Origin of the sequence: Actinoplanes sp. GCM10030250, assembly GCF_042666575.1 — a bacterium.
Taxonomy (GTDB): Bacteria; Actinomycetota; Actinomycetes; order Mycobacteriales; family Micromonosporaceae; genus Actinoplanes.
Window position 1 is genome coordinate 117,344 of the sequence record NZ_JBHTDO010000011.1, and the last position, 19,906, is coordinate 137,249.

The following is a 19,906-nucleotide window of genomic DNA, read 5'->3' on the forward strand; positions in this document are numbered from 1 at the left end:
GTGAGGGGTGGGTTTTGTGCTGCGAGGCACCGCTCACGGCCAGCTGGTGGGGCCGGCTGGGCGTGAGGGGTGGGTTTTGTGCTGCGAGGCACCGCTCACGGCCAGCTGGTGGGGCCGGCTGGGCGTGAGGGGTGGGTTTCGCGGGATTTGGCACCGCTGAGAGCCAGCCGGGGAGGTCGGCTGGCTGAGGGAGGTGGAGGGGCTGGCTAGGCGGGAGGGTTGTCGAGCAGGGTGGGGTCGTCGCGGAGCATGGCGGCCAGGCGGCGGGCGGCCAGTTCGGTCTCCTCGGGGCGTTCCACCTGCAGCGGGATGGGCTGCGCCAGCGGTTCCGGGAAGCCGGGCTGGGGTGGGAACGGGTCCGTGTAGGGCGGGGCAGAAGCGGGGGCCGTGTAGGGCGGGGCGGACGCCGGGGCCGCGTGCTCGGGGTAAGCCGGCGGTGGGGTGTAGGGCGGGGGTGGGGGCACGGAGGCGTACGGCTGGGTGGTCTGGGGTGGGACCGGCGGCGGAGGTGGCGCCGCGAAAGGGTGCTGGAGGTGTTCCTGGGTCGCGCCGTTGGTCGGCCGCAGCCGGTCGTCGCTGGTCTCGTCAGGCAGGTGGCCGGAGGCCGGGTCCTGATAGCCGTAGGCGGGCTGACCGTGCGGCGGCATGGCGAACTCGTCGCGGCCGTAGCCGTTGTGAGCGGGCGTCGCCGGGGTGACGTAGGGGCGTTCGGCGGTGGGCGGTTCCGAGTAGTCGAAGTCCGTCGGGCCGAAGCGGTCCTGGTCGTCGCGGGTGGCGCGGGGCGGATCGGCGGGCTGGTAGGCCGGAGCGGGCGGTTCCTCGGCCGGCTCCTCGATGTCGATCTCGAAGTCGGCGTGGCGCGGTGCCGTCTCGGCGGCCTGGACCGGGGCCGGGTGGTCGGCGGTGACCTGCACGACGCCGTCGGCGAAGGCGAAGTGGAGCAGGGTCGGTTCGCCGGCGCCCTCGACGCCGACAGTGACGTTCAGGTTCGGGTTGCGGGAGATGACCCCCGCGATCGCCTCGACCAGCTCCGTGACCGCCGGCGGTGTGCCGGGGGAGTCTCCGGTGGCGCGGCGCCTCAGCTCATCCCGCCGGGCGAGCTTTTCGAGCGCGTCGTCCAATCCGCCTCGCACGTCACCGTCCTCTTCTCACGCGATCGCCCGGTACACCCACTCTGCACTCATCGGAGCGGGTTTGAAAACCGTCACCGGGCGACCCGATGCGACACCCTACGACGACTTCATCCGAATCGCCTTGTCGAGTGCCTGGTCCAGGACGACGAGCAGGGCATCCCGGACGGACCCGCGGAAACGGGCGTCGAACGAGATGACCGGCACATCGTCGCGAACCGCGAGCGCCCAGCGCACCTCGTCCAAGTTGTAGCTCAACTGTCCGTTGAAGGTGTTCACACCGACGACGAAGGGGAGTCCGGCGCGTTCGAAGTAGTCGACTGCTGGGTAGCAGTCGTCTATTCGGTTGGTGTCGACCACGACCAGGGCACCGAGGGCGCCCTTGACCAGGTCGTCCCACATGAACGCGAACCGGGTCTGGCCAGGCGTACCGAAGATGTAGAGCTTCAGCGTCTGATCGATGGTCAGGACGCCGAAGTCCATCGCGACGGTCGTGCCCGTCTTCATGGTCGCCTGACCGGGATCGTCGATGCCCACTGACTCCGATGTCATCTCGGCCTCGGTGGTGAGAGGCGCGATCTCGGAGATGGCGCCGACAGTGGTGGTCTTACCCACGCCGAAGCCGCCGGCCACGATGATCTTGACCGGGACCGGTGCCTTCTTGGGGGCGCCGCCGGGCACCCGCGCGGTACCGACGACGCGGTCAGTTGATGGATCGAAGTCCACGGATCACTCGCATGATGGTCTCGGGGTCAGGTGTGTCGTTGTCCAGCACGTGGACGTCCAGTTGGCCGGCGGCTCGCAGGTCGCCGACTAGGATTCGGCACACCCCCAGGTGGAGGCGCAACCGAGCGGAGATCTCGGCGACCGAGATCGGACTCTCCTCACAGAGAGACACGATCGCCCTGGTTTCCGGAGACAACCGCGACGGTGGTGCACCAGGCACCACCGTCACCTGAGTTTCCATACCGATGTCGGGGTCTCCTCCATCGGTTCGCCCGGCCGTGATGACGAACGGGCGCAAACTGTTGGTCGAGGTCTCGACCGGCGGGTTCTCCCCGGTGGGGGTGTAACCGCCGGTCGAGTGCTGCGGACCGGATTGCAGGAAGGGCCGGACTCCGGGGCGGGCCGGAGGCACCGTTTCGTCGGGGTCCGGGTAGGTCATTGCTGAACGGCGTTCTTCAACTCGGCGATCAGGCGCGGGCTGAGGGCACCGCCGGCACGCGTGGCGAAGAGCGTCATCTCGTACGCGAGGGTGCCCAGGTTGGCGGAGCGGTCCGCGATGACACCGAGCACGGAGCCGGCGCTGATCGCGGTGACCAGCAGATAGCCGTCAGCCATGTCGATGATGACCCGGTTCAGGGCGCCCAGCCGGTACCAACTGGCGGCACCGCCGGAGAGGCTGGTCAGGCCGGAGACGACCGCCGCGAGGCGCTCGGCGTTGGGCCTGTCCTTGATCGCCGACATGGCCATCAGGAGACCGTCGGAGGACACCGCAATGGCTTCGATCACGCCCGCTGTACCGGAGGTGAACGAGTCCAGCAGCCAGTTGAAGGTCTTGGCTTCGGCGCTGAGCTGACTTTGCGCGGTGGAGTAAGGGGAAGTCATCGCGGTTGTCCCTCGTGTTGTGGCTGACTCTCGTTCAGTGCGAGTGCGACTCCGTACTCGAACTGATCCATCAGGGCTCGCGCGGCTTCCGGGTCCAACTGAGACGGGGCCGGCGGCGGTGTCGGGCGGTGCGGTTCGTCGCTCGGCAGGGTTGCGCCGGGTACGCGACGGGTCAATGGGGAGCCCCCGGACGATGCCGGGCGGGCGGGCGGTGCCGCCTCCGGAACCGGGGTGCTCCACTGTGGTGTGGTGTCGACGGCCGGAGCCGGCGTGTTCCACTGAGCCGGGGTGTTCCATTCCGGGACGGCCGCGGGTGCCGGAGTGTTCCATTCCGGGACGGCCGCGGGTGCCGGAGTGTTCCATTCCGGGACAGCCGCGGGCGCCGGGATCGGGGCCGGCATGGAGACGCTGGTGTCCGAGTGGGCCCGGCTGACACCGGCCTCGAAGGCGTCGAACGCGGCCCGGGCAGCGAGGGCGTCGTCCTGCGACGGTGCCGCGGCGTGCTGCTGCGGCCCGGACTCGGCCGGCAGCTGGCTTCCCGGCACCCGGCGGCGCAACGGAGCGGAACTGCCCGCCCGCTGCTGCGGAATCGCCGCCGCCTCGTAAGGCGCCTCGTAAGGAGCCTCATAGGGCGTCTCATAAGGCGCCTCCACCGCGGGAGCCGACGCGTTCCAGGAGGCCTGAACCGGCTCGTTGTTCCACGCGGCACCGGCCGACGGCGCGGACGGCAGCTCCGGCAGTGCGGCCGGAACACGACCCGCCACCGGGGTGCCCATGTCGTACGAGACCACCGAGTCGCCGTGCGGATAGATCGGCGCGGCCGGCTCCTGGTACGCGGGACCCGGCGAGTAGACCGGCTCGGCGTCGTAGACAGGCTGGTCGGCGTACGGGTCGCGGGCGGGCTGGGCGGTGCCCTGTGCCTTGGCCCCGCCCGGTGCGAACGCGTTCCAGGAGTTCACCGACTCCAGGGTCTGCGTGGCCCGGCTCAGCACGTTCGGGTCGAACGGCTGCTGGCTGCCCGGCACCGAGCGAACGCCCGCGCTGGTGATCGCGACCTCGGTGGTGTTGCCACGCAGCGCACCGGAGTAGGCCGGCTCCGGGGCGTACAGCTGCTGCGGCATCGGCGAGGCGTGCACGGCAGCCGTCGGGAAGCCCGGCGCGGACGGCACCGCGAGGTTCTCCACCCGGGAGATCAGGTGCGAGGCGTTGAGGTCGATCCACGCCGTCAGGCCACCGTCGGGCGTGTCGGTCAGGGTGACCTCGATGCCGTGCCGGCGTGCGAGCCGGCCGACCACGAAGAGGCCGAGCACCTCGGTGGGTGCCAGGTCCAGACGCTCACGGCGGGTCAGTCGCGCGTTTTCCTCGGCCAGCCGCTCGGGCGCCAGGCCCAGGCCGCGGTCGATGATCGCGAGGCGGGCGCCGCCGCGCAGTTCGTCGGCGGTGACCGTGACCTTGGTGTGCGGCGGGGAGAACGACGTGGAGTTCTCCAGCAGTTCCGCGAGCAGCAGCGTCAGGTCGGCCAGGACGGCCGGCACCACGACGATGTCCTCGGGGACGTCCACCTCGACACGGGTGTAGTCCTCGATCTCACCGAGGGCGAGACGGACGACGTCGGAGAGCGGCAGCGGTGCCATGTGCTCGTTCGCACCGGCACCACCGGAGAGCACCACGAGCGCTGACGCGTTCCGGCGCAGACGGCTGGACATGTGGTCCAGGCGGTAGAGCTCGCGGAGGCGGTCGCTGTCGGTCTCGCGGCGTTCCAGGCTGTCGATCAGGGAGAGCTGGCGGCCGACCAGGTTCTGCGTACGACGGCCGACGTGGCCGAACATCTGGGCGACGTTACGGCGGCCGGCCACCTGGCGTTCCACCAGCCGCGCGGCAGTGGTCTGCACGCGGTCGAACGCGCGGGCCAGGTCGCCGATCTCGTCCTGTGCCTCGACGTCGACCGGGTCGAGGCGGATCGGGCGTACCGCTGCTTCCTGCTCGTCGTCTGCCACCCGCTCGAGTTCGGCCTCGGCGGCACGGGCGATGCGGTCGGCGGAGACGGTCAGGCGGCGCAGCGGCCGGGCGACCGCGCGGGCCATGAAGATGCTGAGCGTGATCACCAGGATCAGCAGCAGGAACGAGCCACCACCGATGAGGAACGCCTGCCGGAGGGCGCTCTCGCGGTTGTCGGTGACCGTGATGTCCACGTCCTGTGCGACGCGCTTCTCGACGAAGCTACCGAGGATCGTCACCGACTGCAGCGACGGGAAGAGCGTCCTGATGTTCAGGTCCCGCAGCGCCTTGGTCGGGTCCGAGGCCAGCGTGGTCTGGAACTTCGTGCCCACGCGGGAGACGAACGCGTCCTGGGTGTTGATGTACAGCTTGTACTGCGCGTCGGTGAAGTAGACCTCCGACGTCGTGATGATCGACTGGATCTGGCTGAACGTCGCGTTGAACGCGCCGAGCAGCTGACCGGAGGCTCGCGGGTCGTCGCGGGCCACCGTGGCGGACGCGAGGTAACAGGTGGCCACGCTGATCAGGTCGTCGGAGCGCATGGCGCGGTCGAGCGCGTAGACCTGCCGGCCGACAGCGGTCGTCAGGTCGGCGCTGACCGAGAGGCCCAGGCCGTCGATGAGCGGCGTGATGATGCCGGTGAAGTCCTCGACGACCTCGGGCGCGGTGACCGCGCGGTTCAGCACGTTCTGCCGGGTGCTGGAGAGCGTGGCGGCTCGGGCGATGGCCCGGGGCAGGTCTTCCGCGACGTCCTGGTCCAGGTCGTTCAGCTCGGCCACCGCGTCGGCGGCCTCGGCGCTCTGCACCACGAGCGTCGGCCGGTCGACCAGGCCGAGCAGGAAGCCGACCGAGAGCAGCCGTTCCTCCTGGAGCTCGATGAGTGCCGAGCTGACCTGGGTGGCGGCTTGAACGGTGTCGGAGGTGTTCTGGGCGACACGAGCGGCGTCGACGCGCTCGAAGATGACCGGGATGCTCAGCCCGACGACCCCGAGAAGGGGTACGAGTACCAGCAGGGCGAGCTTGCCGAGGATCCGGAACTTACCGAAGAGCACCGGAACGCTCCCGCCCGCCGTAATTGGGGATCTCGCCGTAGGCCGGTGCTGGGTCGTACGGGTTGCCGCCGTAGGCGGAACCGCGGCTGTCGCTCTGCACCGAGACGTCACGGCCGGTGTCGCCGCGGCCGAGCGACTCGCGAACGTCGGCGGCCCGGACGCGGGTCCAGTAGGTGGCGACCAGGATCAGGGCGATCGCGACGGCGAGCAGGCCCCAGGACTCGGCCCGGCGGTAGTTCAGCGAGTCGATCCGGTCGCTGAGCAGGGTGTCCAGCTCTTTCAGCACGACGCCGGAGAGTGCGTTGAGCGCGCTCTGCAGGGTGCTCTGCGCGGTCACCAGCGCGGAGACGTTCGGTGCGCCACCGAAGTTGGCGCCACGGTTGGCCGCCTCCATACCGCGGCGGAACGCGTCCAGAGTGGTCACCAGGTTGCCGCTCAGGGTGGCGCTGCTGGTGGCGTTCGCGGCGGCCTGCAGGTTGTCGGTCAGGTCGTCGCCGGCCTGGCGGACCAGGAGGGACTCGGTGCCGAACTGGGCGAGCAGGGCCTGCTTCTGCCGGGCCTTGGCGGCGGCGACCATGTTCGCGGTGTCACCCATGCGGCTGACCCGGGTCACGGCCTCCGGCATGTCGACGGCCACGGCCTGCTGGAGGAACCAGATGTCGCTCGACTCGTCACGGTTGAGCGTGGAGTTCTCCCGGACCGCGGCGTAGAGCGCCAGGGCCAGGTCGGAGACCTCGACGTGCGCCTCGTAGATCGTGGCGGCGTCGCCGTCCACGCTCTGCAGCTTCGCGATCTTGTCTTTGAGGCCGGCCCACCGGTCCCGGGTGCCGAGGTCCTCACCGAGGTCGTCGTCGGCGGCCTGGACACGCGCGACGGCGGCGGTCAGGGAGGCCGGTTCCGCGCCGACGCCCTGCAGGGCCGAGGCCTGCTTTTCGGCGAGCGCGGTGGTCAGCGGCCCGAGGGCGGCGAGGAACTCGACACCCTGCCGCTCCAGTTCCGTGTTGCTCCGGTGTTCCGAGTTGTCGCCAAGGACACGCAGGAACAGTGCTGCCGTCGGCAGTACGACGAGAACCGTCAGCACCGCCGCGATGGCGGAGCGTAAACGGGTTCGCCGGCTGTTAACCGAGACTGACATTGCTTAAGTCCTCCGCCATGCACACGCGATGGGCCATTCGGGGGCTACGGACAGTAGCCAAGCGGGCGCACCGATCCGGGTCAATCTATCCGAGAAAACCTCAGAAAACCCCTTGCCAAGGGTCAGAGTTCTCTCGTCTGATCGGGGGATACGCGGCACTGCCGACTCGGCTGTACGTCTGCGCGGACCAGGGTTTGCTGCGATGAGGAGGCCCAGTCCACACGGGCTGTCGGAACTGAGTGACGAGCGCCGCGGAGGATCGTATCCGCATCGTGGGCGGGACGTGAATATGACTTCTACTTCGGATTTGTTACATCTGATCGCACTGTCATTCACGGATAGTGGCGTACCAATTGCGCAGCGTTTAACTATTGCTCTGCGTAGTGGCTCGGATACGCAAATGACGGCCTCTCCGTCCCGTTTTCGGTACGGAGAGGCCGAATGACTTAAATTCTCGCCAGTGCTTTGCGGAGCGGATCAAGCCCCAGCGAGCCCAGGTTCAGGGCGTCCCGGTGGAAGCTCTTGAGGTCGAAATCACTGCCTTTACGGATCTTTGCCTCGTCCCGCGCCTGCATCCAGATGCGCTCACCGACCTTGTACGACGGCGCCTGCCCCGGCCATCCCAGGTACCGCTTCCACTCGAACCGCAGCACCTCCTCGGGCATCCGGGTGTGCGCCCGCAGGAACTCCCAGCCCAGCTCCGGTGTCCACCGCTGACCCGGATGGAAGCCGAACGGGTTGCCGGCCGGGATCTCCAGCTCGAGGTGCATGCCGATGTCGACGATCACCCGGGCCGCACGGAGCGCCTGCGCGTCGAGCATGCCGAGCCGGTCGCCCGGATCGGTGAGGTAGCCCAGCTCGTCCATCAGGCGTTCCGCGTACAGCGCCCAGCCCTCACCGTGCCCGGAGCACCAGCAGAGCAGCCGCTGCCACCGGTTCAGGATGTCGGCGCGGATCAGGGCCTGGCTCACCTGGAGGTGATGACCGGGAACACCCTCGTGGTAGACGGTCGTCACCTCGCGCCAGGTGGAGAAGACCTCCTGTCCCTCCGGGACCGCCCACCACATCCGGCCCGGGCGGGAGAAGTCCTCGCTGGGCCCGGTGTAGTAGATGCCGCCGTCGCTGGTGGGAGTCAGGCAGCACTCCAGCTTCTGTGCGGGCGGCTCGATGTCGAAGTGGGTGCCGTTCAGATCGGTGATCGCCCGGTCCGAGAGCGCCTGCATCCAGTCGCGGAACGCCTCCTTGCCCGGGATGCTGCGGGCCGGGTCGGCGTCGAGGACCGCGACGGCCTCGTCGACAGTGGCTCCCGCTCCGGCGATGACCGCCGACACCGCGCGCATCTCCCGCTCCAGCCGGTCCAGCTCCTCGAAGCCCCAGAGGTAGGTCTCCAGCTGGTCGATCTTGGCGCCGAGGAAGTACTGGGAGGCCAGGGCGTAACGCTCGGGCCCGGCGGCCTCCTTGTCGCGGCCGCGGGGGGCGAGCTCGTCCCGGAGGAAGGCGCCGAACGAGGCCGTCGCGGCGGTCGCCACTTCGGCACCGCGCCGCAGCTCCGTCTCGAGCGCGCCGGAGGCCTGGAGCCGGCGGGCGAGGCCACCGAAGAAGTCGTCCCGCCGCGGGTCGGTCCAGGCGTCACACTGCTCGGCGACCGCCAGCAGCTGGGCCCGGGCGCTGACCACACCGTTGCCGGCACCCTCGAGCAGGGTGCGACGGTATTGCTCCAGGGCGGTGGGCAGCGCGTGGAGCCGGGTGGCGATGTTGGCGACCGCCTCCTCGCCCTCGGTCGGCATCAGATCGAGGGCCATCCGCAGGCTGTGCAGGCCGCTGGAGATGACGTTGACCTCGGTGGCGGCGTAGCCGGCGTCCAGCCTGGCCAGTTCGAGGCCGAGCCGTTCGAGCATTGCCTCCTTGGCGACCTGCTCGGACTCATGTCCGGGTTCGATCACATCAAGATCATTTATCGTACGGCGGAGCAGCTCTGCCTGAGCGGCGAAGCCCTCCGGTGAGAGGTCGTCGGTCCTGTCATCGTGGCCGGAGATGCCGACGGCGGTCGCGCCGGTCGGGTTGAGCTCGGCCCACTCGTCGACGTAGCGGTTGGCGAGTTCGTCTATTCGTCCCACCCGGCCGACACTACGGGACGGAACGGGCAGAATTCTGCCCGATTTCAGCTGTGCGAAGCGGTCCATCCGATCAGCCGGTCGGCGGGCCAGGTGTTGACCACGCGGTCAGCCGGTACGCCGCACAGAGCCGCCCGCCCACAGCCGAAGTCGAGCCAGTCCAGCTGTCCCGGGGCGTGCGCGTCGGTGTCGATGCTGAACACGCAGCCGGCCTCCACCGCGACGGTGAGCATCCGCTTCGGCGGGTCCAGCCGGTCCGGCCGTGAGTTGATCTCGATGGCCTTGCCGTGTTCCAGGCAGGCCGCGATCACCTTGTCCAGGTCGAAGGTGCTCGGCGGGCGGGTCCGGGCGCGGGAGTGCGCCACGTCGCCCTCGCCGGCGGCGGACACCTTGCGCCCGGTCATGTGCCCGAGAATGTCCAGGTGCGGGTTGGCGATCGCGGTGACCATCCGGCGGGTCATCCGCGGTGACTCGTCGCGCAGCTTGCTGTGCACCGAGCCGACCACCACGTCGAGCCGGGCCAGCAACTCGTCCTCCTGGTCCAGCGAACCGTCGTCGAGGATGTCGACCTCGATGCCGGTGAGGATGCGGAATCCCTCCGGCAGCGCCTCGTTCAGCTTGGCCACGTGATCGAGCTGGCGGCGCAGCCGATCGGCGGTGAGGCCGCGCGCCACGGTGAGCCGGGGCGAGTGGTCGGTGAGCACGAAGTACTCATGGCCTAGGTCGGCCGCGGCCAGGGCCATCTCCTCGATCGGCGAGCCGCCGTCGGACCAGTCGGAGTGCACGTGACAGTCGCCGCGCAGGGCCGCGCGCAGGGCGGCGGCCGCCTCCGGCAGGTCGGTGCCCTCGGTGGAGGTCAGCCGTCGCAGGTACACCGGCTCCTCGCCGGCCAGCGACTCGGTGACGCAGCGCGCCGTCACGTCGCCGACCCCGGCGAGCTTCGCCAGGGTGCCGGCCTCGGCGCGGGCGGCCAGCTCGTCCTGCGGTGTCTTGGCGACCGCCGACGCGGCCGACCGGAACGCCTTCACCCGGTAGGTGGCCTCGTTGGCCCGCTCCAGCAGGAAGGCGATACGCCGCAGGTCGGCGACCGGATCACGACTAACCATGCGGCCAGCCTAGGTGGTCGGATGAATCTTGCCGGGCCGATATCGAAGTCGGTATCTTCCGACGGCCGCCCGGCCGGAGGGCGGGTCAACGGGGGAAGGAACGGCCATGTCCACTGCCCTGCGCGCGGCGATCTCGGTCGCGATGCTTGTCGGCTTCTACGTGCTCGGTCTCGTGCAGCTCGCGGTCGTCGGCCTGCTGATCTACGAGATCTGGACGCACATGCACGGCGCGGGCGCCGCGAAGCTGAGCTGGGTGCTGCTCGTCGCGGTCGGTGCGGTGGTCGCCGGCCTCTGGCGGGCCATCCGCGCCCAGCCGGGCGAGCCGGAGGGCCTGCCGCTCACCCCGGAGCAGGCGCCGGCGCTGTGGCAGACGGTACGGGAGATGGCCGTTGCCGCCGGCACCCGCGCCCCCGACGAGATCCGTCTCGTCCCCGAGGTCAACGCCGCGGTCAGCGAGGACACCGAGCTGCTCGGCCTGGTCAGCGGCCGCCGCCGGCTCTACCTCGGCATGCCGCTGCTCCAGACGTTCACCGTCGACCAGATGCGCTCGGTGGTCGCCCACGAGCTGGGGCACTACTCCGGTTCGCACACCAGGCTCGCCGCTGTCGCCTACCGGGGCCGGCTCGCCATGCACGAGACGCTCAGCCGGGTCGGCAAGTGGAACGTGTTCGGGTGGGTCTTCAAGGGTTACGGCCGGCTCTACCTGCTGGTCAGCAACGCCGTCACCCGCCGGCAGGAGTTCGAGGCCGACCAGGTCTCGGTCCGCGTCGCCGGTGTCGAGGCCGCGGTCAGCTCGATGCGGGAGATCCCGGTCGTCGACGCCGCCTGGAGCTTCTACTTCGGACGGTACGTCGCTTTCGGCTGGGAGATCGGATACGCGCCGGACGACATCTTCGGCGGCTTCCGGCAGCTCTACACCGCGCGTACCGGCGAGCTGGCCGACCTGCGTGACCAGGAGCCGGACGAGAAGACGTCGCGCTGGGACACCCACCCGGCGATCGGCGAACGGATCAGCGCGATGCGTGCCCTCCCGCCGGTGTCGCACCCGGCGGACGAGCGCCCCGCCTCGGTCCTGCTGCCCCAGCTCGACGGGGCCGGCCTGGAACTTCAGGCGGCGGTGGTCAACTTCGGGCCGCGTACCGTGCTGCCCTGGGCGCAGTTCACCGCCGCGTCGCTGGTCGCGATGCAGCAGCGTCGCGCCGACCGGGTCTTCCGCTCGGCCGCCCGCCGGCTCGGTGTCCCCGAGGCCGGCCTCGCCGAGATCTTCGGCATGGTCGCCGCGGGCCGGCTCGCCGAGCTGGCCGCCGAGTTCTACCCCGACCTCAGCCGGTACGAGGCCGCCCTGGCGTTCGCCGGCCCGATGGACGACCTGATCACGCTCGCGGCGGTGCGCTCCGGTGTCGCCTCCTGGCAGCACTCCTGGTCGGAGTCGGCCAGGCTGGTCGACCGGAACGGCGCCACCGCCGACTTCACCGAGATCGCCAAGCTGGCGGTCGCGCCGGAGACCCTGGACCAGGCTCGGGCGCGGCTCGCCCAGCTCGGTGTCCAGGTGGAGGCGGCACGGGTGGTGGAGGTCAAGGCCGGCGCGCAGGGCTCGGACGTGATCGGCGCCCTGGCCAACGTCAAGGTCGACGAGCAGGAGAGCGACGTGATCCTGCTGGACCGCGGCATGATCTTCGTGCCCGCGCCGAAGGACACCGGTGAGGGTGAGAAGCGGATCGGCCAGCTGCTCGCCGCCAACGACCCGGCCGTGCTGGCCCATCACTACCGGTTCGTGGCTTTTGAGGAGCTGGCGGCCGCTCGTATCCTGAAGACCGTGCCGATCAATGCTGAGCTGAGCCTGCACGACGGCTCCAAGGTCATCCTGAAGGAGCGCTGGTCCAGCGACACCATCGGGGACAGCCGCGACACCCTCGAATCCATCCTGAAACGGGTGAACGAGCGAGCCGCCACATGATGCGGACGATCGACTGGGTGAACGGGGCCGTCGAGATCATCGACCAGACGGCCCTCCCGGGTGAGCTACGAATCCTCCGGCTGCACACGGTGGGTGAGCTGATCGCGGCGATCCAGTCGCTGGCCGTGCGCGGCGCACCCGCACTGGGTGTGGCGGGCGGTTTCGGCGTGGCCCTGGCCGCCCGGGTCCACGGCGACGATCCGGCGGCGCTGGCGCTGGCCGTACGGAAGATCGAAAGCGCCCGCCCGACAGCGGTCAACCTGGCCCGCGGCGCGCAACGTGCCGCCGTGCTGCTGCCGCACGGGCCGGAGGCGGTGCTGACCGAGGCCTTCGCGATCCGGGACGAGGAGATCGTGGCGTCCCAGGCGATGGCGACGCTCGGTGCCGACCTGGTCGTGGAGCTGTGCGGAGCGCGACCGCGGCTGCTCACCCACTGCAACACCGGCGGGCTGGCCGCGGTCACCATCGGCACCGCGCTGGGCGTGGTCGGCGAGCTGCACCGGCGGGACAGGCTGGCCGGGGTGATCGCCAGCGAGACCCGGCCGCTGCTGCAGGGCGCCCGGCTCACCTCCTGGGAGCTGGCCCGCTGGGGCATCGAGCACCGGGTCGCTGTGGACTCGGCCGGCCCGTTCCTGATGGCCCGCGGCGAGGTGGACGCGGTGATCCTGGGCGCCGACCGGATCTGCGCCAACGGCGACGTGATCAACAAGATCGGTACCTACTCGCACGCTCTCGGCGCGCAGCGGGCCGGCATCCCGTTCCTCGTGGTGGCACCCGAATCCACGGTGGACCTGGACACCCCGTCCGGCGCCCAGGTGGAGATCGAGGATCGCGGCGCCGGCGAGGTCACCGCGTTCGGCGACGCGGTGAACCCGGCCTTCGACATCACCCCGCACGACCTGGTCACCGCCATCGTCACCGACCGCCGCGTGATCCGCGTGGACCGCGGCGAGAAGCCCTAGACCGAAGGTTTCCAGGGCTTGAGCCAGTCGGTCTCCGGCCATCCCTCGGCGGCGGCCATCAACGGGTAGGCGGTGCCGCCGTCCACCGACTCGCGGACGATGTCGGCGTGCCCGGTGTGCCGCGCGGTCTCCTGGATCAGGTGCAGCAGCACCCATCGCAGTGACCAGAAGTCCCGGTCCTGCGGGTTCCACGGGACCGAGTGGTCGATCGGCACCGGGTGGTCGAGGTTCGCGATGTCGTTGACCGTCTTCTCGGTCGCCTCGGCGACCCGGTCGTATCTCGCGAGCACCTCGTCGAAGCTCTCCCCGTCGGCTAGCCGGAAGTTGGTCGCGTAGGCCTGGTAGTCGGCCGGCTGCGACTCGCCGCGCACGATCGTCATCCAGCCCTCCTCGGTGGAGGCGCAGTGCTTGATCAAGCCGCCGACACTGAGTGGGCTGGCGCTGGGCGTGGCACGAAGCTGTTCCGGCGTGAGCCCGTGAGCGGTCAGTTTGATCACGTAACGCATCTGGGCGAGATAGGCGAGCAGGCCATCCTGCTCGTTGGCGATGGGACCGACCTGGCCGGGCATCTGAAGCTCCTTCGGTGGGCGTCTCCGTCACCGACCACGTTAGGAGGCTTTGCGGTCACTTCCTGGCCGCATTGCGAGAACTTCGCCATCATGCACAGCCGTCACCCATCCGCCGGACCTGCCCAGTTCCAGCAGCGAACCCACCGACGCCGTCAGCTCCTCCGCCTCACCCGGCGTCGCCGGCCAGGATCGGCGCAGGTCGCCGGCGGTGCGCAACGCCGGGACCAGGGCGGTCACCGGGTCGTCCGAGTCGAGCAGGTCGCTCATCTCCCGCAGGACGCCGATCAGCGACCGCAGCTCACCGCGGACCGCGTCGACGTTGCCGCCGCACATCGCGGCGATGAGCTCCGCGCGGGTCGCGGCCACCCGGGTGCCGTCCCGGAAAGATCCGGCTGCCAGCGCTGCGGCCAGCGGATGTCCGGCGAGCTGCCCGGCCAGGGCGGCGGCGAACAGGTGCGGCACGTGGCTGATCTGAGCGACCGCGGTGTCGTGCTCGACAGCGGTCACCGGGACGACCCGGGCGCCGAGCTCGGTGTACAGCCGGGCCAGCGCCAGCCAGTCGCCCAGGTCGGTCTCCGGCTCCAGGCACAGGACCCAGGCGCACCCCGAGAAGAGGTCAGGATCGGACGCCGCGAACCCCGACGTCTCCTTGCCGGCCATCGGATGCCCGCCGACGAACCGTCGCAGTCCGTGCGCGGCGGCCAGCTCACGCACCGGACCCTTCACCGACGTCACATCGGTGACCAGGCCGTCATGACCCGCCAGCTGAGGAAGGACTTGCGGCAGAAACTGCAGGGGTACGGCGAGAGCCGTCACCTCCGCACCCCGAACCGCATCGGTCACCGAGTCGGCAACCCGGTGACCCGCCGCCCGGGCCAGCTCCCGGGTCCGCGGGTCGGCGTCGAACCCGGTCACGTCGTGCCCGCCCGCGGCCAGCGCCCGCAGCAGGGAACCGCCGATCAGACCCAGTCCGACGACTGCTGCCCTGAGGGGATGACTTCGGTTGCCGGCGACGGGTGAGCTCTGCACCGGACGACTTTCGCACATCCGGCGCGGCCGGCCCTTTCCCGTACGGAAGACTCAGGCCTTGCAGTTGTTCTTGGACTTCCAGGTCTTGACCTCGGTCACCGGGCTCTTCTGACCGCCGTTGCGCCACGACTTCAGGTATTTGGCGGGCCAGACCACACCGCGCCGCACCTTCCAGTCACCGGTCTTGGCGCACCCCGGCGAGATGCCGTAGTGCAGGTGGCAGACGTTGTTCGCGTTGCCGGTCTTACCGACCTTGCCGAGCAGCTGTCCGGCCTTGACCCGGACGCCGGCCTTGATGCCGGTCTGCACCTTGCTCAGGTGCGAGCCGTAGTAGCGCACGCCGTCGTCGCCGAGGATCGACACCGAGAGGCCGCCGTTGAGCGGGCCGTCCGGCTTGCCCTTCACATACTTGTCCACCAGCGTGACCTCGAGCACCACGCCCGCTGTGGTCGCCACGAAACGCTCGCCGCAGTCGGCGAACAGGTCGGTCGCCGGGTATTTCGAGTGGGTGGTGTGGAAGTCCACGTTCGAGGCGTCGACCGGGAAGGTGTACTTCACCGCTTTCGGTGCCGCCGGTGCCTTCGGCTTGTTGCTGATCGTCGGCGTCGGCCTGGTCCCGCCCGCCTTCGCATCCGCGACCGGTGCCTGCGCGGACTCAGCCGGATCGGTCGTGGCCTCCGCCGTCGGCTCGGCCGCGGTGGCGGCCGCCGGATCCACGAACTGCGGGGTGGAGGCCGGCGAGCCGGACCCGCCGGTGGACCCGCAGCCGGCCAGGAAGACCGCCGCGATCGTCAAACCCGAGAGGGTACGGAGTAGGCGCACCGCGACATCCTGACAGAAGCCGACGATCGGCGCAGACCCGCATCGACGCCTCGGGTTACCGGCCCGCGGTCGTCAGGGTGGCTACGCTGCAGGGAAAGGTCTTCGCCAGAGAGCTGCGCCACACAGTGGTGCGCCACGAGGGTTACCGGACAGGAGAAGCGAGATGGCTGACCGGCAGAGTTCCTGGTCCGCGGTCACCCCGCCGCCACCGGGGTACCTTCCGACGCATCGCCCGCCGTCCGCCCCGCCGGACCTGTCGCTCCAGGGGCTCCCGCCGCGCCCGTTCTACCGGGAACCGCACCGGGTGGCGGCGCTTCCCGTGCTCAGCGGGCTGGGCGCCACCACGCTCTGGTTCGTTCTGTTCGGCAGCCTCGGCAGCGACCTCACCTCGTACGCGTGGTGGACCATCCTGGCCGCGGCCGTCGCCTGGCTGGTCGCCGTGGTCCTCTCGCTGGTCGGTGACCGTGGGGTGGCCGTCGGCGTGGCGGTGGCGAGCGGTGTCGGGCTGTCGATCGCGCTGACCTTCGTGGCACTGCGATGGATGTCGACCTACGACTGGCCCCTGTGGTGATCGTCCGAGTCGGTGTTCGTCCGAGTTCGAACAGCCTGAGCGGACACCTGGAGTGCCCTTCCCGTTGCCCTTCGTCGTCGCCGGGAAGCGGGTCTGCCGAAGTGGGCATCGACCCTTGACGAACGTCGTACGGCTGGGCACTCTCGGCACCATGGCCCCCTCGCCGCAACGGCTCGACCCCGATCGCTGCCGTCGCCGTCTCGAGTTGCTGGCGGCTCTCGCCCAGGCGAAGTCACCCCAGTCCGAGCCGGCACAGCGCCTGCGCGGCATGCGGCTCCGTGAGCTGATCGCCACCCGGCGCCGACCGGGCAACTGACCCGGCTCACCGAGCTCCGGCGACTGATCCGGCTCACCGGCCCGGCGCGGTCCGGCGACTGACCCCGCTCTCACCGGCCCGGCGCCGTCCGGCAATGACCTCGGTCAACGACGCCGGCGGGGCAACTGAACGGATCGTCGGGGCGCCCGCCGCAGTGGCGGAAAACCCGTTGTTCGAGCGTGGCGCGATGCGCCCGCCGTAGTACCAGCTACCGTCAGGCGCTGAGAGATAAAAGTCGCGTTGGGGGAATCGTGTCGATTTTCGCTGCCGCTGTCGCCCGGGGTAAGTCCGGGTGGACGGCGACGGAGCTGGACCTTGCGGGCCTGGCCGACATCGACGAGGTGGTGGACAGGCTTCGCGATACCGAGCCGGACACCGACCTCGCGCTGCTGTTCGTCGAGAGCGACGACGAGTACCTGGCGATCCTGCGGCTCGACGAGAGCGATGACCTGCGGGTCTTCGCTTCGGACTCGGCGTTCGCCGAGGAGTCGCGGATCGGGTCGGTGCTGCTCGGCGAGGTGGAGACGCCGGCCCTGGGGCTGGACGACCTGGCCGTCGTACCGGACGACGACACCCCGGCCGCCGATCCGGACGCCGATCCGATCGGTGACGCCGAACTGCTCGGCGACCTGGGTGTGAACGGCCAGAAGTTGCTCGCCCTCTGCGGCAAGGAGGGCATGCTGCCGTCCGACGTCACCGCCGAGATCTGCCAGCGGATCGGCTGCGGTGACGAGATGGAGGAGCTGCGCGAGGCGTGAACCGTCGGGTGCGGCACGAGGAGTGGATGCGGCGAGCGCTCGCCGTCGCATCCGCCTCACCCGATGACGTCCCGGTCGGGGCGGTGCTGCTCGGCCCGGACGGCACCGAGCTCGCGACGGCCGGCAACGAACGGGAGCTGGCCGGGGATCCGACCGCCCACGCGGAGATCCTCGTGCTGCGCCGGGCCGCGGCGAAGCTCGGCACCTGGCGGCTGGACGGGTGCACGCTCGTGGTGACACTCGAGCCGTGCACGATGTGCGCCGGAGCGATCGTGCTGGCCCGGGTGGGCACCGTGGTCTTCGGCGCCTGGGAGCCGAAGACGGGCGCGGTCGGCTCCCTCTGGGACGTCGTCCGGGACCGGCGCCTCAACCACCGCCCCGAGGTCTACTCGGGTGTCCTGGAAGCAGAGTGCGCCCTGCTCCTGCGCGACTTCTTCCGCTGACGCCGTCTGCCGGACCACAAGCGCTGACGCCGCATGGTGCGGACCTCGATCGCTGACACCGCGAGCGGGCCGGGCCGGGTGGTGCGGGCCGGACTGGGTGGTGCGGGTCGGGCCCCGGTGCGGATCTCGGGTGCGGATACACCCGAGATCCGGCATTTGGGTTGCGGCTTGAGTGGGCAGGTCAGCCCGGCGCGGGCGGCACAAGCCGGCATGGCACCCGGGTCGCCTGTAGGGCGGGGACTCTGCGTCGGTCGTACCCTCTGATTTTCTTAAGCGATCGCGGTGTCGAGACCGATCCGGACCATGTTGCTGAAGCCCTGCTCACGCTGCGCGGAATCCATCGCCTCGCCGCGCTTGATGTGATCGCTGACGGTCAGGATCGTCAGTGCCTTGGCGCCGTAACGGGCGGCGATCGTGTAGATCGCTGCTGACTCCATCTCGACCGCGAGGACGCCGTAGTCGGCGAGCGAGTCGTAGAGATCGGGCCGGTCGGTGTAGAAGGCGTCGGCGGCCAGAATCGGACCGACCCGCATCGGTACGCCTTGGGCCTCGGCGATCTCCACAGCGGTGCGCAGCAGGCCGAAGTCCGCGACCGGCGCGTAGTCGACCAGGCCGTCGAAGCGGGTCCGGTTCATGTTGGAGTCGGTGGCAGAACCGATCGCGGCGATCACGTCACCGAGGTTCAGGTCCATGGCCAGGGCGCCGCAGGATCCGATTCTGATCACTGACTTCACGCCGTACTCGTTGATCAGCTCGTGGGTGTAGATCGACGCCGACGGCATGCCCATGCCGGAGCCCTGCACCGACACCCGCTCGCCGTTCCAGGTGCCCGTGAAGCCGAGCATCCCGCGGACCTGGGTGTAACAGACCGCGTCCTCCAGGAACGTCTCGGCGATCCACTTCGCCCGCATCGGATCACCGGGCAGCAGCACCCGCTCGGCGATGTCGCCCGGCTTGCCGCCGATGTGCACGCTCATGCCAGCTCTCCGTCTCTCTCGTCCATGCCGCCGATCTTGCCAGTTCAGGGCCGTCGTGCGGGCTTATGGGTAACCCGGCGGCAAGCGCCCTCGGGCGTCCGGTAACGTACTTCCCGGTGGTGTGTCCGAGTGGCCTAAGGAGCACGCCTCGAAAGCGTGTGAGGGTGCAAGCCCTCCGCGGGTTCAAATCCCGCCGCCACCGCCACTCGAAGAGCCCGGTCCCGGTGACCGGGCTCTCTTGTTTTCTGCAGTCACATCCGTCACGCTGTGTGCCCTTCGCCGGGGTCGCCCGGGCGGACCGGCGGCGGCTCGTACGTTCGGTCGGAAGACATGATCAGGGTACGTGCGTGTAACGGTGGTGTTTCGTCGCACGTCAGAGCCTGGGACTACGGAAAGTAGTGAATCTTGGACCGCCCTAAGACATAGGGTGTTGCGCAAGTCACGGGGCCCAAAACCACCGGATCAGACAATGTGGTTCCGACCGGGCGGCGAGAAAGTTTCACAGATTCACCCCACACAGATTCGTCGATATCTGTCCTAGATTTGTCATGTGAGAGTTGAGCATCACTGGTGGAATGGGGACCTCCGTGTCGCCCGCCGTGACGTCTACATCCGTACGGACGGCGAGCACTGGGAAGTCGAGGCCCAGATGGGCGGCCCTGAGGGGAAGTCCAAAGTGCAGCAGTGTCCCGGCCGGGCTTCAGCAATGATCCTGGCCGACGCGTGGCGCGGTCCACGCTGGCGGTGGCGCGAGCTCTGAGAAGCAGCGCCAGGAGCCCAGGCTGTGCCGCCAATGCTTGACTGTCCCGGCCAGCCTTGAACAGGCCGGACCCTCTAGGGGGTCCGGCCTCTTCGTGTCTATCCACATCGTGTGTGTGCCATCCGCTTTGCGACGCACGCTCTGTCCGATGTGCGCGAAACTTAGTGATCTAGGTTTGAATGCCCATAGGTCGGGCAGGAAGCGATAGATCACCATGCAGGCAACAGTCACCGATCAACGATCCGACGTCGCCGTGCTTCACCTGCGTGGCGAACTCGACGCCGACACCGCGGGCCAGCTGCACACCACGCTCGCCGAGCTGCTGGAACGCCCGGTGCCGAGGATCGTCGTCGACCTCACTGAGCTCAAATTCTGCGACTCGGTGGGGCTGAGCGCGTTCATCACCAGTAAGCAGGTGATCGCCGCCCGAGGAGGGTGGCTGAGTTTCGCCGGCGCGAACCCGTTCCTGGCACAGCTGATGGAGACGGTCGGGCTGGGGCGCTACTTCGCCATCTTTCCCGAGGTCGACGACGCGATAGCAGCAGCGCAGCTGTAACGCCGGAACGGGATCGTCGCCTCGGCTGAGCTGCGCGTTCCCG

General features: G+C 69.6%; 20 protein-coding genes and 1 tRNA gene. 9 read left to right on the forward strand and 12 right to left on the reverse strand.

Features of this window, described 5'->3' with window-relative positions:
* Positions 1–206 precede the first annotated feature (206 nt).
* From ACFQV6_RS16740 to ACFQV6_RS16775, 8 genes are all read right to left on the reverse strand, one after another.
* Positions 207–1,133: a hypothetical protein gene (locus ACFQV6_RS16740; protein WP_378028406.1), complete on the reverse strand. Its 927-nt coding sequence runs from the start codon at positions 1,131–1,133 to the stop codon at positions 207–209.
* Between the two features lie 96 nt (positions 1,134–1,229).
* Positions 1,230–1,856, reverse strand: coding sequence for an ATP/GTP-binding protein (locus tag ACFQV6_RS16745; protein WP_378028407.1), 627 nt, complete (start codon positions 1,854–1,856; stop codon positions 1,230–1,232).
* Positions 1,834–2,295 carry a DUF742 domain-containing protein gene (locus ACFQV6_RS16750; protein ID WP_378028408.1) on the reverse strand — a complete coding sequence of 154 codons (462 nt, stop codon included), beginning with the start codon at positions 2,293–2,295 and terminating at the stop codon, positions 1,834–1,836. Before ACFQV6_RS16750 ends, ACFQV6_RS16745 begins: the two co-directional genes overlap by 23 nt.
* Positions 2,292–2,738, reverse strand: coding sequence for a roadblock/LC7 domain-containing protein (locus tag ACFQV6_RS16755; protein WP_378028409.1), 447 nt, complete (start codon positions 2,736–2,738; stop codon positions 2,292–2,294). The genes ACFQV6_RS16750 and ACFQV6_RS16755 overlap by 4 nt, the downstream gene beginning before the upstream one ends.
* Positions 2,735–5,788: a nitrate- and nitrite sensing domain-containing protein gene (locus tag ACFQV6_RS16760; protein ID WP_378028410.1), complete on the reverse strand. Its 3,054-nt coding sequence runs from the start codon at positions 5,786–5,788 to the stop codon at positions 2,735–2,737. Before ACFQV6_RS16760 ends, ACFQV6_RS16755 begins: the two co-directional genes overlap by 4 nt.
* Complete coding sequence (locus ACFQV6_RS16765; protein WP_378028411.1) at positions 5,775–6,869, reverse strand: hypothetical protein; 1,095 nt, start codon at positions 6,867–6,869, stop codon at positions 5,775–5,777. Before ACFQV6_RS16765 ends, ACFQV6_RS16760 begins: the two co-directional genes overlap by 14 nt.
* Positions 6,870–7,369: 500 nt before the next feature.
* On the reverse strand, positions 7,370–9,040 hold the full coding sequence (locus ACFQV6_RS16770) for a DUF885 domain-containing protein (RefSeq protein ID WP_378028412.1): 1,671 nt from the start codon (positions 9,038–9,040) through the stop codon (positions 7,370–7,372).
* A gap of 44 nt (positions 9,041–9,084) precedes the next feature.
* Positions 9,085–10,143 carry a PHP domain-containing protein gene (locus ACFQV6_RS16775; protein ID WP_378028413.1) on the reverse strand — a complete coding sequence of 353 codons (1,059 nt, stop codon included), beginning with the start codon at positions 10,141–10,143 and terminating at the stop codon, positions 9,085–9,087.
* A 106-nt stretch (positions 10,144–10,249) separates the two neighbouring features.
* Between ACFQV6_RS16775 and ACFQV6_RS16780 the strand changes: the two genes are divergently transcribed.
* Positions 10,250–12,100, forward strand: coding sequence for a M48 family metallopeptidase (locus ACFQV6_RS16780; protein WP_378028414.1), 1,851 nt, complete (start codon positions 10,250–10,252; stop codon positions 12,098–12,100).
* On the forward strand, positions 12,097–13,062 hold the full coding sequence (gene mtnA, locus ACFQV6_RS16785; RefSeq protein ID WP_378028415.1) for an S-methyl-5-thioribose-1-phosphate isomerase: 966 nt from the start codon (positions 12,097–12,099) through the stop codon (positions 13,060–13,062). Before ACFQV6_RS16780 ends, mtnA begins: the two co-directional genes overlap by 4 nt.
* Here mtnA and ACFQV6_RS16790 read toward each other — a convergent pair.
* The 3 genes from ACFQV6_RS16790 to ACFQV6_RS16800 are packed head-to-tail and all read right to left on the reverse strand — an operon-like array spanning position 13,059 to position 15,482.
* Positions 13,059–13,631, reverse strand: coding sequence for a DinB family protein (locus ACFQV6_RS16790; RefSeq protein WP_378028416.1), 573 nt, complete (start codon positions 13,629–13,631; stop codon positions 13,059–13,061). The two genes, mtnA and ACFQV6_RS16790, sit on opposite strands and share 4 nt — an antisense overlap.
* 39 nt (positions 13,632–13,670) lie before the next feature.
* On the reverse strand, positions 13,671–14,660 hold the full coding sequence (locus ACFQV6_RS16795; protein ID WP_378028417.1) for a prephenate dehydrogenase: 990 nt from the start codon (positions 14,658–14,660) through the stop codon (positions 13,671–13,673).
* A gap of 51 nt (positions 14,661–14,711) precedes the next feature.
* Entirely contained in the window at positions 14,712–15,482 is a 771-nt protein-coding gene (locus ACFQV6_RS16800) for a M23 family metallopeptidase (RefSeq protein ID WP_378028418.1), read from the reverse strand.
* Between the two features lie 163 nt (positions 15,483–15,645).
* Here ACFQV6_RS16800 and ACFQV6_RS16805 point away from each other — a divergent pair, with 163 nt between their 5' ends.
* The 4 genes from ACFQV6_RS16805 to tadA all read left to right on the forward strand — a co-directional run bounded on the left by ACFQV6_RS16805 (position 15,646) and on the right by tadA (position 17,570).
* On the forward strand, positions 15,646–16,053 hold the full coding sequence (locus ACFQV6_RS16805) for a hypothetical protein (RefSeq protein ID WP_378028419.1): 408 nt from the start codon (positions 15,646–15,648) through the stop codon (positions 16,051–16,053).
* Between the two features lie 115 nt (positions 16,054–16,168).
* Positions 16,169–16,369 (forward strand): hypothetical protein, encoded by a 201-nt coding sequence (locus ACFQV6_RS16810; protein ID WP_378028420.1) that lies wholly within the window; start codon positions 16,169–16,171, stop codon positions 16,367–16,369.
* Positions 16,370–16,620: 251 nt separating this feature from the next.
* The gene (locus ACFQV6_RS16815) at positions 16,621–17,127 is read left to right on the forward strand and encodes a tRNA adenosine deaminase-associated protein (RefSeq protein WP_378028421.1); all 507 of its coding nucleotides are present in this window, start codon (positions 16,621–16,623) and stop codon (positions 17,125–17,127) included.
* On the forward strand, positions 17,124–17,570 hold the full coding sequence (gene tadA, locus ACFQV6_RS16820) for a tRNA adenosine(34) deaminase TadA (RefSeq protein WP_378028422.1): 447 nt from the start codon (positions 17,124–17,126) through the stop codon (positions 17,568–17,570). Before ACFQV6_RS16815 ends, tadA begins: the two co-directional genes overlap by 4 nt.
* A 269-nt stretch (positions 17,571–17,839) precedes the next feature.
* Here the strand turns inward: tadA and deoD are convergent, their stop codons facing one another.
* On the reverse strand, positions 17,840–18,547 hold the full coding sequence (gene deoD, locus ACFQV6_RS16825) for a purine-nucleoside phosphorylase (RefSeq protein WP_378028423.1): 708 nt from the start codon (positions 18,545–18,547) through the stop codon (positions 17,840–17,842).
* A 115-nt stretch (positions 18,548–18,662) separates the two neighbouring features.
* Here deoD and ACFQV6_RS16830 point away from each other — a divergent pair.
* The 3 genes from ACFQV6_RS16830 (at position 18,663) to ACFQV6_RS16840 (ending at position 19,863) form a co-directional block, all read left to right on the forward strand.
* A tRNA-Ser gene (locus ACFQV6_RS16830) sits at positions 18,663–18,752 on the forward strand.
* Between the two features lie 345 nt (positions 18,753–19,097).
* Positions 19,098–19,307, forward strand: a complete 210-nt coding sequence (locus ACFQV6_RS16835) for a hypothetical protein (RefSeq protein ID WP_378028424.1) — start codon at positions 19,098–19,100, stop codon at positions 19,305–19,307.
* A 214-nt stretch (positions 19,308–19,521) separates the two neighbouring features.
* Complete coding sequence (locus ACFQV6_RS16840; protein WP_378028425.1) at positions 19,522–19,863, forward strand: STAS domain-containing protein; 342 nt, start codon at positions 19,522–19,524, stop codon at positions 19,861–19,863.
* Positions 19,864–19,906: the final 43 nt, after the last annotated feature.